Annotated in this window: 11 protein-coding genes; 2 read left to right on the top strand and 9 right to left on the bottom strand. The window is 35.4% G+C overall.

Going from position 1 to position 13,425, the window contains the following annotated elements; translation table 11 throughout:
* Positions 1 to 80: 80 nt before the first annotated feature.
* Positions 81 to 2,702, bottom strand: a complete 2,622-nt coding sequence (gene ppsA / locus BSD9I1_RS17950; RefSeq protein WP_186431461.1) for a phosphoenolpyruvate synthase — start codon at positions 2,700 to 2,702, stop codon at positions 81 to 83.
* A 201-nt stretch (positions 2,703 to 2,903) separates the two neighbouring features.
* Between ppsA and BSD9I1_RS17945 the strand changes: the two genes are divergently transcribed.
* Positions 2,904 to 3,515 (top strand): TetR/AcrR family transcriptional regulator, encoded by a 612-nt coding sequence (locus tag BSD9I1_RS17945; RefSeq protein WP_186431460.1) that lies wholly within the window; start codon positions 2,904 to 2,906, stop codon positions 3,513 to 3,515.
* A gap of 77 nt (positions 3,516 to 3,592) precedes the next feature.
* Here BSD9I1_RS17945 and BSD9I1_RS17940 read toward each other — a convergent pair whose 3' ends face one another.
* A complete protein-coding gene (locus BSD9I1_RS17940) occupies positions 3,593 to 4,204 on the bottom strand; it encodes a TetR/AcrR family transcriptional regulator (RefSeq protein ID WP_186431459.1) in 612 nt (203 codons plus the stop codon).
* Between the two features lie 172 nt (positions 4,205 to 4,376).
* Here BSD9I1_RS17940 and BSD9I1_RS17935 point away from each other — a divergent pair, with 172 nt between their 5' ends.
* Positions 4,377 to 4,874, top strand: a complete 498-nt coding sequence (locus BSD9I1_RS17935) for a hypothetical protein (protein ID WP_186431458.1) — start codon at positions 4,377 to 4,379, stop codon at positions 4,872 to 4,874.
* Between the two features lie 136 nt (positions 4,875 to 5,010).
* Here the strand turns inward: BSD9I1_RS17935 and BSD9I1_RS17930 are convergent, their stop codons facing one another.
* The 7 genes from BSD9I1_RS17930 to BSD9I1_RS17900 form a co-directional block, all read right to left on the bottom strand.
* Positions 5,011 to 5,478: a flavodoxin domain-containing protein gene (locus BSD9I1_RS17930; protein WP_186431457.1), complete on the bottom strand. Its 468-nt coding sequence runs from the start codon at positions 5,476 to 5,478 to the stop codon at positions 5,011 to 5,013.
* 94 nt (positions 5,479 to 5,572) lie between these two features.
* Complete coding sequence (locus BSD9I1_RS17925) at positions 5,573 to 7,792, bottom strand: ABC transporter permease (RefSeq protein WP_242966551.1); 2,220 nt, start codon at positions 7,790 to 7,792, stop codon at positions 5,573 to 5,575.
* A gap of 29 nt (positions 7,793 to 7,821) precedes the next feature.
* A complete protein-coding gene (locus BSD9I1_RS17920; RefSeq protein WP_186431455.1) occupies positions 7,822 to 8,520 on the bottom strand; it encodes an ABC transporter ATP-binding protein in 699 nt (232 codons plus the stop codon).
* Positions 8,521 to 8,524: 4 nt separating this feature from the next.
* A complete protein-coding gene (locus BSD9I1_RS17915; protein WP_242966549.1) occupies positions 8,525 to 9,124 on the bottom strand; it encodes a TetR/AcrR family transcriptional regulator in 600 nt (199 codons plus the stop codon).
* A gap of 306 nt (positions 9,125 to 9,430) precedes the next feature.
* Positions 9,431 to 10,072: a TetR/AcrR family transcriptional regulator gene (locus BSD9I1_RS17910; RefSeq protein WP_186431454.1), complete on the bottom strand. Its 642-nt coding sequence runs from the start codon at positions 10,070 to 10,072 to the stop codon at positions 9,431 to 9,433.
* 11 nt (positions 10,073 to 10,083) lie between these two features.
* The gene (locus BSD9I1_RS17905; protein WP_186431453.1) at positions 10,084 to 11,838 is read right to left on the bottom strand and encodes an amidohydrolase family protein; all 1,755 of its coding nucleotides are present in this window, start codon (positions 11,836 to 11,838) and stop codon (positions 10,084 to 10,086) included.
* Positions 11,839 to 12,170: 332 nt separating this feature from the next.
* Positions 12,171 to 13,391 carry an OFA family MFS transporter gene (locus BSD9I1_RS17900; protein ID WP_242966547.1) on the bottom strand — a complete coding sequence of 407 codons (1,221 nt, stop codon included), beginning with the start codon at positions 13,389 to 13,391 and terminating at the stop codon, positions 12,171 to 12,173.
* Positions 13,392 to 13,425 lie beyond the last annotated feature (34 nt).

Below are 13,425 nucleotides of genomic sequence, written 5' to 3'. Positions count from 1 at the left end.
CCTCACATTCATATTTATCTGGCTTGTATTATAATATTCTAACTACATCAGTACCATTACAATGACGACAAACTATACCTTTAAAGTATCTCCACATATCCTTCAGTCCCATTTACCCTAATTCTCTGGCCGTCTTTTATAAGCTTTGTAGCATTTTCAACTCCTACTACTCCTGGAAGTCCGTATTCTCGTGTAATAACTGCACCGTGAGTAGTAAATCCTCCTACTTCAGTAACTAATCCTTTCATGGTGACGAACAATGGAGTCCAACTTGGATCTGTAAACTGAGTCACAAGAATATCGCCATCTTCCAGCTTAGCTTCACCCACTGATAGAACTACCCTAGCACGACCTTCCACTATGCCAGTAGAAACAGGGATACCTGGAATTGCCCCTTTAGGTATATTTCCTGTTGAGAAGCTATATGGCGGAACAAATCCCTCGGAAGTAAATATACGTGGAGGAGTAAGCTTTTCATAACGAGCATAATTCTCTTTTCTTTCTACTATAATCGAATAGTCCAACTTATTTGTCCTTACTACATCACGAAGTTCATCCAAATACAAATAGAATATATCCTCAACATTTTTCATAATTCCCTTTTCTGCAAGCTTGCGTGCTTCTTCCATAAGTGCCTTCTTATAAACCTGATAGCGTCGAACAATATAATATTTAGGATCTTCACGACATCCTATGAAGTTACGAAGTAAACTAATGCTCTTTCCAATCTTTTTTGCCTTCTTACTACCTCCTGGCAGATTATTCAAGCCGCGGACGATCTCCTCTTCCTTATCCTTTGCTTCCTGTCTTCCCACCAGGAATTTGATTCTATGCTCACCTGACTTTAGAACACTGATATTATTAAGAAGCATAGGAATAAGCTGTGTAGGTTTTTCTTCGAAACGCTCTCTAGTAATATCTATCTCTCCGGGACATCGCATTCCATATTTATTTAAAAACAGTCTAAATGCTTCACTTGTTTCTTTTCCTCCGGTCAGCCTTTCCATCTCCTCAAAAAACTTCTCATCACCAGGATTCTGGGAAATATATTGTAGGACTTTTGGGTGTTTACGGATAATATCCGCTACATCACATAAAGCTAACCCCATCTCAGTAGTAACATTATGATCCAGGGATTTGGTAAGTGTATCAGCTGCATTCTTATCCCCCAACAATTTCTCAACTTTCTTATTGAGAGAGTCGTTAACCAATATTGCTGCAATTATAGCACCCAGCATTTTTGGATTATATGCCACCTTCAATAGTTTCTCACGATCCTTAACTATGAATTCAAAGACCTGATCTCCCGAAAGCTTGGAGAGTTGTTGCTCCATGTCCCTAACTTCTTTCTCAAATTCATTAGTTAATCCCTTAATAATTGAAGGGTCATTTTTTCTACTTATTTTTATTGTCTCAATAATAGAAGCTAAGGTAAAAATACCACCTTGTACATTTCTTTTACCCCTTGGAAGAGATGCCATAAACTTCTTATCTTCTATAAGATTTTTTATAGCACTCTGTATTAGTGGATCCTGCTTACCGCTTGCCATTACTAAACGACTGCGCCCTATGGTAGAGGCCAGGTCATGGGTAATATCTGTGTAAACCCTGCCTCCTATCTTCTCCATTGAGACTTCAGAAATCATTTCAAAGAAGGAGATACCTAATGGCTTAATAGCGTCCGTCATCATTTGCGTATGGCCAATTGACATATATACACGAGGTTTCTTGGAGCCTATTACCTTTGGAAGCGGAAATAATGTAGTAATAGAACGACTTTGAACAATGTAAAACTCGTTATCTACAAGGCACCATTCTATATCTTGAGGAGATCCGAAATAGGCTTCGATTTTCTTTCCCATAGCAGCAAGCTTTTGTATCTTATCATCTTCCAGCACTTGTTTTTGCTGTCTGCCATTTTCAATCCTTATTTCTTTAGTGCCTCCACTTTGCTCAGTCCTAATTTCCATCTCCTTTGTTCCTATGTTTTTCTTAGTAATCTTACCATTTACAACCTTATAAATATCTGGGTTCACCAATCCAGATACTAATGCCTCACCAAGTCCAAATCCAGCATCAATGGTAAGTGTCTTTCTATCAGAGGTCATTGGGTCCGCTGTAAACATAATCCCTGAGGCTTCTGACATAATCATCTTCTGTACAACTACAGATAATAATACTTTTCTATGATCAAAACCATTTTGTATACGATACGTCACTGCACGATCAGTAAAAAGTGATGCCCAGCATTTTATTATGTGTTGTATAACCTCATCCTTCCCCCTAATATTTAAGTACGTGTCCTGCTGTCCGGCAAATGATGCATGGGGAAGGTCCTCTGCTGTAGCACTTGAACGTATGGCATAGGCCTCATTACTGCCGTATATTAATAATACCCTAGTTATTTCATTTGCAATATCAACTCCCATTCTTAGGTTTTCAATAACTAAACGTATTTTCTTACTAATTTCTGAAATTTTGTCCCTGTCATCAGATTTTAATTCACTTAATTTATCAATTAGCACTTTCAGATCCGCATTATTGTCAATGAATTTTTTGTATGCTTCGGTTGTTATGCAAAAGCCATCTGGCACTGATATTCCATCAATTTTTGACAGTTGTCCAAGGTTTAGGCCTTTTCCTCCGACAATTATGAGTTTTGTTTTATCTATTTCATTAAAAGTTAAAATATATGGTTTCATAGCATCCTCCATAATTCTTATAATATTTTAATATCCCAGTTCTCCTGTGCTCCATTCCTGTTAAAAAGGGTATGAACTAAAGTTTTGAAATACTTACACTTTTATTTCATAATATATCTAGAAAATACTATTGTCAATGTATTTTGAAATATTGTTTATTATATTTCAAAACTATGTTATAATTGAATCTAGGTGATGAACATGAATGGATACGAAAAAAGAACAAAGCTAAAAAAGGACTCTATCATTAGCGCTGCATGGGAACTTTTTTCTAAGCGAGGAATAACTGATGTTGGTATAAGTGAAATAGCTGCAAATGCTAAAGTTTCACAGGTTTCTATCTATAATTATTTTGGTGATAAGAATACTCTTGCCAAGGAAGTACTTGTTTCTTATTTGGATAAAGCAATCAAAGGATATGATGAAATACTAGAAAGAGAAATCCCTTTTTCTGAAAAGCTCAAGATTATTATGGATAAAAAGCATGATGCCACAGCTGAATTAAGCCGCTCAGCTTTTAGCAAGTACGCATGGGAAGATAAAATTTTACAACAGGTATATAAAGAGGCTGCAAACTCAAAAGCAATCGCAGTATACAATAAGTTTATTGAGTTAGGAAAAAAAGAAGGTGCCATTGACAGAAGTATTCCAGACGATGCGATTCTAGCATTCCTTCTATCCTCAGTTTCTATTATTGAGCAGTCTGGTTATCTTAAAACTAGTCCCGAATACAAGATGGGCATACTAAAGTTATTTTTTTATGGCTTATTAGGAAAAGAAGAACAGTTAACTTTGCAGGTTGATCATAAATAAAAGCCCTTGAGTTTAATAACTATAACCAAGGGCTTATTTTTGTTTATATTAATATGTCAAGGTTTAATGTTGACTGTTTAAACATCATCTCTCTTAATCCTTGTTTTCCCGGAAAACCCATAAATCATAATTTCGAGAATTTTCGTATGAATATCCGATATATGATGGTTTGAGAGAAGAACACTGTCCTTAGATTGTATATCTTTATTGAATAATTGCATAATACTAATAACCAAAGAATCGGGTAATATAGGATCAATATAGCCTTCTGCTTTTCCATGAGCAATAACATCTGTGAATAATTTCATTAAAGTTTCCTGATATATGTCTGTAAGATATTTTGATATTTCTGGATCAGAGACCATTAAATTCACAAATTCAGGATGAAAACTTGATACTAATTGTGACTGCTTAAAAACAATAGTTTCAATCTTTGTTTCAAATGCACTATCGCTATCAGTAATGTCCTTTAGAACTTCAATTTGCCCATTAACTACTTGCTTAATCAATTCAAGAACCAGTCTTTCTTTACTTTGAAAGTGATTATATATGGTTACTACCGATACATTGGCTTTCATTGCAATATCTCGGATGCCTACCTTACTTGGAGGATAATGCCTAAATAAATCATTTGCCGCTGCTAGGATTACAACCTTTTTTTTGTCTGTTTTCTGTTGGGTGTCACCCATAAATATTCACCTCTATTCTATGACATTGTCGAAATACATAGGTTTATTTCTATTTATTATACCATATCTAAATTCTCTGTCAGGCTATTGTATCTTAAACATCGATATGTTATACTTTTTATAACATATGAAACATTTATGTAAAGTTGTTTCATTAAAAGAGGTGATAATCATGGAATTTAAAGATTTCCTCGACTGGGCATTTGCACGTCATCTTAACCCATTAAGTTGGTATATTCGTCCTATATTTTTAGTTATATTTGCCTTATTTGCATACAGACGAAGCTGGAAAGGAATCCTCATCACCATTCTTCTGATGACATCCAGCATGGTATGGTTCCCTGAGCCTAAAGTTATCAATCCTCAGATGTATGAGGTTTTGGAAATGGAAAAACGACTTTTAAGCAGTCCTGTTTCAGCGCTATTAGCGCTAGGTGCAATGGTTGGTTTTATGACACTGGTTGGGATTTCTTTGTGGAAGCATTCATTGAAAATGGGTTTAATCATTCTGAATACAACACTACTTGGAAAGGTTGTCTTTACATTAATATTTTCTGGAGAGAATGGCTGGGCACCGTTAGGTAATACAGTTTTCGGTTTGGTCATAGTGAATGGATTAGCACTTACGATTATTCGCAAAACGCGTAATAAGAAATATTTTAAAAAATAATATTTAATAAAGTAACAGATTCTTAAGAGACAAGGTAACTATCCCTTGTCTCTTAAGAATGTAATATTCTTGGAATTTTTCCCATTATGGAAGTAATCTCTTTAACAAGCTAATGTTTTAAGCTAGTTAGGTGTACCTATAAATAAAGTACTACCGTCTCAATAAATTCTTCTGCTTTTCTAAGGTCTTTATCATTTGGATGTCCTTGTGATAATCTGCCTATGATATCAAAAAGTTTAATATTAGTAAATTCCTTTGCCACAAAGCTGCCTTTACATGCAAAACTGCCCTTATTTATTGCTCCCTTTGATACCAATAGCTTAATTAGCTTATTATTATAGAACTTCATTCCAATTCCACTGGTTGAAAATACAAAGATGTTTTTACCTCTTACATTTAATTTGTCAGCAAATTTAAATATCTTTGGTGACATACTTTCTTTGTACACCCCTGAACCAAATCCAATTAAATCATAACTTTCAATATCAACGTTATCAATATCTTTTATATTTATTAGCTCTGAATTAGATTTTTCAGCAAATATCTTTGCAATCTTTTCAGTGTTTTTCTTATAGTTAGAACAATATATAATCAAGGATTTCATAAATCATTCCCCCGCTTAATTTTTCTCTAATTAAAATTATATCAGAAATGTGTCCATCCAACATTAGTAGTTGTTGCAAGCATACTTCCTTTTTCTATTCCGTTCCTACTTTTAGTGCCTCGCTCATAGAAACTGCGTTCACTTTTTTTGCACACATCAGCTTGCTTAGCTGATAGATTAGTATAATAGCTGTAAAGCATATAACTACATAAAGCGGACTAATAATAGTTGGCAAGACTAAGTTTATCATAGAGCCAAGATAACTGTATATTGCATTCATTGATGCCGTCATAACCGGAATACTGATAATAAATCCGGTCAATATGACAAAGGTAGAACTGTTTAATACCATGGACCGAATCTCACGTTGCTTGTATCCAAATATCTTAAAGAGAGAGATGGTGTTTTTGTTTTCCTCTATAATAAGCGAAATTACAAGATAGATGATAATGAAGCCCACAACACAAGCGATAATGGTCATTGCCAGTACCATGGAAACCATTGGTCCCAGCAATTCATCCATGGCATTAGCAGCCTCCTTCAGCGACTTTGTTCCTGAAAGCTGTTCGTCAGGAATATCAAGCTTTTTTGTGCTCCAAAGTCCCATATAACTGTTTTCAGGAAGCCTGAGCTTTGAGTTAAATTCATTTATCGGTATGAAGATGAACTGTCCTGCATAGGAGTCTGCAACAGCGTCAATATGAAAGACGTAAGACTTTCCATCCTGCTTGTTTATGAAACTTACGTTGTCGCCTTCTTTAATACCTAATCGATCAGCTAAAGGCTTTGTAATATTTGTCTGGTTATTAGAGAGTGGATTGCCTTTTTTATCCTTTAGTGTCAAAGTGGTCGAATCTGACTCTACACCAGTTGCGTAAAACTCAACTCCCTCGTTATTTTCAGGATAAAACCTTCCGGCAGCGAAAACCTCTGCACCTTCAGGCACTTTACCATATTGTAGTTTCTTGAAGGCGTATTCGTATTCAAATTTATAAGTACCTGTGGTGCTGTTTTTGAATGTGTAATCCATAGAGCTCATAATTGTAAAGCCTAAAAGCATCATTACAGATGCGCTGGTAACGCCTAAAAGCAGGAACAAAAGCCGTGAAATACTTCTAAGCTGCTCCCGGAGCTTAAACTTTGTTCTAAAACTAAATCTTTCAAGTTTAAGCACACGTTCCAGGGCATTAACCTTGTTTTTTTGTTCGCTGCCTTTCATAAGTTCAGCGGGAGAATGTTTCAGTTGGGAACGAATAACTAAATAGCTGCTAATCCCCAGAAATAATATAGGAGTTATTATTCCTATCAAGACATTAAAAACACTGAGTTTTATGTCAATAACAGGAACATTGTAGTATGAAATCATAGCCATAACCGACGGTGCAACGGATGGCAGCGCCAGCAAACTTCCCATCAATCCTCCTGCTAAAGCGAGCAGAAGAGGAATGGCCATATAGTGGTATATCAATTCACGCCGCCTGTAGCCTTGTGCGTAGAGTGTCCCGATAATCACCGAGTCATGACGTATCATACGCCATATCATAATGCCGATAATTAGGCAGCAAAGAAAAAACATTGCCGTGGGCAGAGGGACGCTCATCGTCTTTAGGCCGGTTATGGAAGCCCAAGCCGTTCTTGCGCGCTTGTTATTCACAGTATCAACCCAATCGGATTCTGTTATGCCTTCTGCATGCAGCATTTCTCTAAACTCCACCGCCTGCTTATTGAGACTTTGCTCTCTGTCATTAAATCTAACAGAATAAATTGTGGTAAAGTTATCAATACCCTCAAGCACATCTCGATGCGTAACACCAACACCGAAATTGTTAGGTGAAACCATGATATCATTCACATTCTTTAAGGGATAGATATAGTGGGGTAGTGACACAAAGCCCACTACAGTGAAGGTTTTGCCTGCAGCTTCTATTTTGCTTCCCACAGCATAGTGATTTGCTTTTGCAAAGGCAGGGTCGAGCAATATTTCTTCCTGCCCCAAAAGCTCTCGCCCCTCTATTACAGCTGGGATGTTTAGTTTTTCTGTTTTACTGAGCAATCGCAATGTCAACGTGTCGGAAAGTTCAGCGTCGAGGCTTTTGGACTCTTCAATTATTGCCTTAGCCTCTTTCTCTAATTCAGCAACATTCCCAATAGGCTTATCAGTCCTAAAGGATAGATCTTCTTGGTTATGCCCCTCTGTAAATGTAGTTACCAAAGTTCCGAGATTCTGAGAAATCTCCATAGAAACTATAAAGGTATAGCTTCCCAGCAGGATTAGTATAAGAACACCAAGGTATCGTAATTTGTTTTCTTTCAATATCCTTAAAACCCTTTTATTCAGTACCATTACCACTCAATCCTTTCTGCTGAAATAATGCTTTGATTAATTGCTTCATCAACAATTTCCCCACTTCTCAGCTTAAAGACCTTGTTTGCCATAGCCGCAATGGCAGAATTGTGGGTTATCATCAAAATGGTTGTACCATATTTTTTATTTACCTTTTGTAGAAGCTGAAGTATACTGCGAGATGTTTGATAATCAAGAGCACCGGTTGGCTCATCGCATAGCAGCAGTTTGGGATTTTTGACAATTGCCCTGGCGATGGAGACCCTCTGTTGCTCACCGCCGCTAAGCTCCCTTGGAAAGCGGTGCTTTTTATCCTGCATTCCCACCGCCTCTAAAACTTCGTCAATATTTAAAGGTGATTTGCTTATATTAGAAACTACTTCAATATTTTCTCCCACTGTAAGGTTAGGAACAAGGTTATAGAACTGAAAGATGAAGCCAATGTCCTTTCGTCTATAATCCGTCAACTGGTCGTCCTTCAAATTGTTTAACTCGACTCCGTCAATGAAGACACAGCCGCTGTCTCCCCGGTCAATTCCACCAATTATATTCATCAGCGTGGACTTTCCTGAGCCTGAAGGCCCGAGGATTACACCAATCTCTCCCTTGCCAAGCTTCAGTCCAATTCCCTTTAAGACTTCAGTTCTAACCTCCCCTGATGTGTAGACTTTTTTTAAGTTTGAAACATCAATGAACATATTATTATTCCCCCTTTTTATAAAAACAACGTTCTAATATGTCAAAATACTCGTCCCATTCCTCAAGCATTTCCGTGCTAATATCTTTATAAGAATTTAGCCTATTTCTTTGCTGCTCTGAAAAACTCAGCATTGTCCAACTAATAATATTCATCACTTTTTCAAAATCCATATCATCACGAAATTTTGTCATATCTATGTTTTTAAATCCTCTTTCAAACCCGTTTTCAATGACATGTTTACATATTTCCTCGATTTCAGATTTTACTTCTTCGGAGTGTTCATTACCAGCAGCCTGAATAAATTCAAAGGCCTGCGGAAATTTCTTCATGATTTTAAATTTTATTAGTCCTATTTCCTTTGTTCTTTTAAAAAAATCTGTTTCATTATAGTTAATTTCATCATAGATTTTATCTATAATCTCAGTTATGCGTTCAAACAAGTATAAATATAAATCCTTCTTACTCTTAAAATAGTTGAATAATGATCCTTTAGATATATTCGCTTCTTTTATAATCTCATTTGTAGAAGCCCTTTCATAACCATTTTGTGCAAACTCTTTAAGAGCTGCGTTAATTATGCGTTCTCGCTTCTCCGTTTCCAAGCTATAAAATTTCTGATATATATTAATCACCTCATTTCCTTAGTATCAACAACCTAATGACCACTGTGGTCATATTTTATATTTTACATCTAGTGACCAGAATGGTCAAGAAAATTTCTTAAAATTTCTACAATAAACCTTTACTTAATAAACAAAGTTTATTTTCTACTTTGCATATTTTAATTTTTATATACAAGTTAGACCCTAAAAATAAAAACCCCCTCAAACTAATCAGTTTGAGGGGACATAAAATACACTTCAATATGAACTATTCAACTTGCAACGTGTGTATCACTTTTTTACTTATTATTTCTTCGCCTCTTCATCATACAGGCTAAATTCTTCTGGAGAGATACCCAAAGTTCTAGCTATTAAATTTCTCAAAGAAAGTAAATACTGACGGTGCTTTCTTTCATCATGCAAATACTCCTCATAGGATGTACTCTGTACCACACTAGTAACTGTCCGTATCAAAATATCTGCAGTCTCATGAGGATAATCCACATGAAACACTCCCTCTTTAGCTCCCTGATCAATGATCTTAGCGAAAGGCTCTACCATTTTCTGTGACATTGCTAAACTATATTTGTACTGTGCAACATCAGATTGTAAGATACTAGCCAAGAGTGTTGCATATTCTATTTTCGTACTTTGAAACTCGGATTTCTTTCTCATGAACAGCTTAAACTTTTCTAGTGCATCGAGTCTATTATCCTCTACAGTGGGCATTAGATATTCTATTGATTCTTCAATGATATTGTTGATGCTTTCAGAAAGCACTTCATCTTTTGATTTAAAATAATGATAAAAACCTCCCTTTGAGATTCCGCTCTCTTTCAAAATATCATCTATACTGGTTTGTTCGTACCCTTTATCTAAAAAAAGCTTTTCTGCAACTTTCAGTAGTTCTTTTTTCTTGTTTTCATGATTATCTGCAGATCTTGCCATAATATTTCCTCCTAATCAACAATCATATTCATTAAAGCTTTGTATCCCTTAGGGTTATTTCTTACCATATTGTCAATTAGATAAAGCCATACCCTTGGCTTTTTAACTGTCATATAAAATAATATATTGAGGGGCTGTGAGACATAAGGCAATACGCTATCCGTATGGGTTAATATAAACTGTGTATTACTTAAATATCTTGCGTATGCCCCCAAATAAAATGACTTTGCCATAAAATATATAGCATCAAGGTAATTTTCATTCATTAAAGGAATTCCTGTACTATCCTGAGGATGAATCATCACTGGTACTTTAATGTTAGATAACCTTTTTAATATAGCGTCATCTAAAAATTTATCAAATTTTGTTTCATTTATATTGGTTGACAGGGTAATGCCATCAAGTTTTAGCTCTTCGAGGCAGTAATCTATTTCACTAATGGTATGAAGCGGTTGATTTATATCCACTGCTCCGAAGGCCCCAAAGTGTTGGGGGTTCCCATTGCGAATTTTTGAAACCTCCTCATTGTAAACCCTTAAAATGCACATAATATCTTTTCCTGACATCTGCCATAATTCTGGCAAGTCAAAAGATAACATCACTTTATTATATCCTTCTTCTCTCATCCATTCCAATGTTTCTTCTTCATTCCAAAGCTTTAAGTCACTTAACTCAAAAGATGGTTCTATAGATTTTATTGTTTCCACTACCCTTTTCGGAACACAGTGATAGTGGTACTTTATTTTTTTAGATTGTTTTTCTGACTTATAATCTTTAATAATTATAGGCGTCTGATTTTCTTTACTTACTGGTACTTTACTTTGAGCAAATAATCTCTTGGCATTTCCCATAAATATATCTTCGATTTCATTTTCCTTCAATCCAAGCTTTTCATCTAATTGGCTGTAATTCTTGATTAATACTGTAGCTGCCATTTTATTGGCCCATCCAATATCACTGCCAAATAACACATGCTGCCCATCAGAAAAATTAAGAAGCTGTGGAATTTGTTCATCATAAGCCTTTGAAGCGGTATCTAAAAAAACCTGGGACTTCCACTGCTTAAGCTCAGCCTCAATGTTTGGATTTTCATCTTTAAGGGACTGTACGATGCTTTCATAGAGGGGTGATAATATACCTCCCCCATGAGATAGAATCCATCGTATGTTGGGATAATCCCTGTGATAACCACTTTTAATAAAGTCAATGACTGTTCTTGTTGTATCGTTTTGCCATAAATATAAAGGATTTAAAAATCGATGATCATCTCTATGAGTTATTCCATTAGGATGTACATATATAATGGCATTGCGTTTGTTAAGTTCAGAATAAAATTCACGATAATCCTTATCTCCAAGATATTTGCCATTTACATTAGACATTAAACCAATACCGTCAAGTTTCAAAATATCTAATGCATACTCTACCTCCCTAAGTGCACTTGTAACATCTGGTAAAGCTACCGATGCAAATCCGCCAAATCTTCCTGGATAATCCTTCACCATTTTAGCAATATACTCATTGCACCTTCTGCTAAGTTTTTCGCTATATGCTGCGTCCTTAAGAAAGATACCTGGAGCAGATATTGACACAAAAGCTTTTTCAATTTGAAGAGTATTCATCATCTTTAAGGATGATTCCGGGGTCCATTTTGGCCATTTTAGAGTATTAAACTCCATCATCCCCATTTTCTTCATTTCTTCTACGTAGAAATCTGGTACAATATGGTGATGTATATCCCATTTTAAATATTTTTTTCCTTTCACTATAACCCTTCCTTTATATCTCAATGTGTTTTAGAATAACTGTAATTAATATACCGTCGTCGGTTTATTAATATTGTACACCTGATGCAAATATTCTGTCAATTATTTATTTTTCTTTTTATTCATTTGTTTAATTGTGCATAAAAGTTAGACATACTAAAGCAAAATTCTCTCAAACTAATCAGTCTGAGGGAACATAAAACACATACTAAATTGTCAATGCTTCAGATTCGATTATTTGCCGTACCCATCTTTTTCAAGATCCCTAACTTTCTTCATCACCAAATCCTCTAATTGCTATAAATACTTCATGAATATTTATAGCAATTTCTTTAGTCTTTAATTAACTTAAACGTCACGAGACAACCCGCAAAGCAAAGCCCTATTACCAAATAAAAAATATAATAATAATTCTTAAAGATATCCAAAATCAATCCAGATCCTAATACACCTAAAATAGCTCCTATACCATAGGCTGTAAATACCACTCCATAGTTTTGGCTATAGTGCTTTGCTCCATACAACATTCCTGTGGCAGTTGGAACTATTGCAAGCCACCCTCCCACATTAAACCAGAATATCGAAAACGCTATACCAAACAAAACAATACTGCCACTGTCTGCAAAAGACATCAGCAATGCTGCTATAATAATAAGACTATATGAAATTATCATTGCCTTTTTTGATGATAGCTTATCAGTTATCCATCCAAATACAGGTCTTCCAATTCCATTAAAAATTGCGAATAAAGAAATCATCAGCGCAACCTTCTTTTGTGATAACCCAATTAATTCTATACCCACATTGTTTGTCAGTCCGATTAACATTAATCCGATCGTAGTTCCAATAATAAAATTTACATATAATCCTTTAAAACTATCAACCTTAATCATTTCCTTGGTATCAATATCATTTGATTCATCATCTTTATCTATAACTTCTTTTAGTACATCGGCTTCCAATTCGGAAGGGTATTTAAATGGGCAGGAAAGAATAGGAATTATAATACCAAAGGATATCCCTAATACAAGAAAAGTTCTCATAACTCCGAATATTTCAATCAAAAGTCTTGCAAGTGGAGCTGTGATCAATGGTGATACTCCAAAGCCTAACAAAACAAGTCCAATAACAAATCCTTTTTTTTCTGGAAACCATTTTGTTACTATTGCTATAGGAACGCCATAAGCTATGCCGACTCCTGCACCACCAATAACCCCATATGTTATTGTCAAAGTATATATATTGGATGAAAAGGATGATAATATCCATCCAAATGATAACAGCAATGATCCAGTTAAAATAATTACTCTTGGACTGAATTTGTTGAAATATCTTCCTGATAACATCATAAACAACGCATAAAATGCCAAGGATGCCATATAGGGAAAACCACTTTGAGTGGAACCTATATTGAAAGCTTTTTCCACAGGCATCCTGAAAATACCCCAAGAATAAACTGTGCCAAAGCATATCATTATTATTATCCCTAAAAATACATATGCCCATCTCAAACCAGATTCCATACTTTTTCCCAAAATCAACTTGTTTTCCATCCGTGTTCCTCCTTCTTTTATCAAATAAAAAAAG

Source organism: Clostridium sp. BSD9I1, assembly GCF_900185645.1.
GTDB lineage: Bacteria > Bacillota > Clostridia > Clostridiales > Clostridiaceae > Clostridium_AK.
This window is presented reverse-complemented; position numbering and strand designations above follow the sequence as displayed.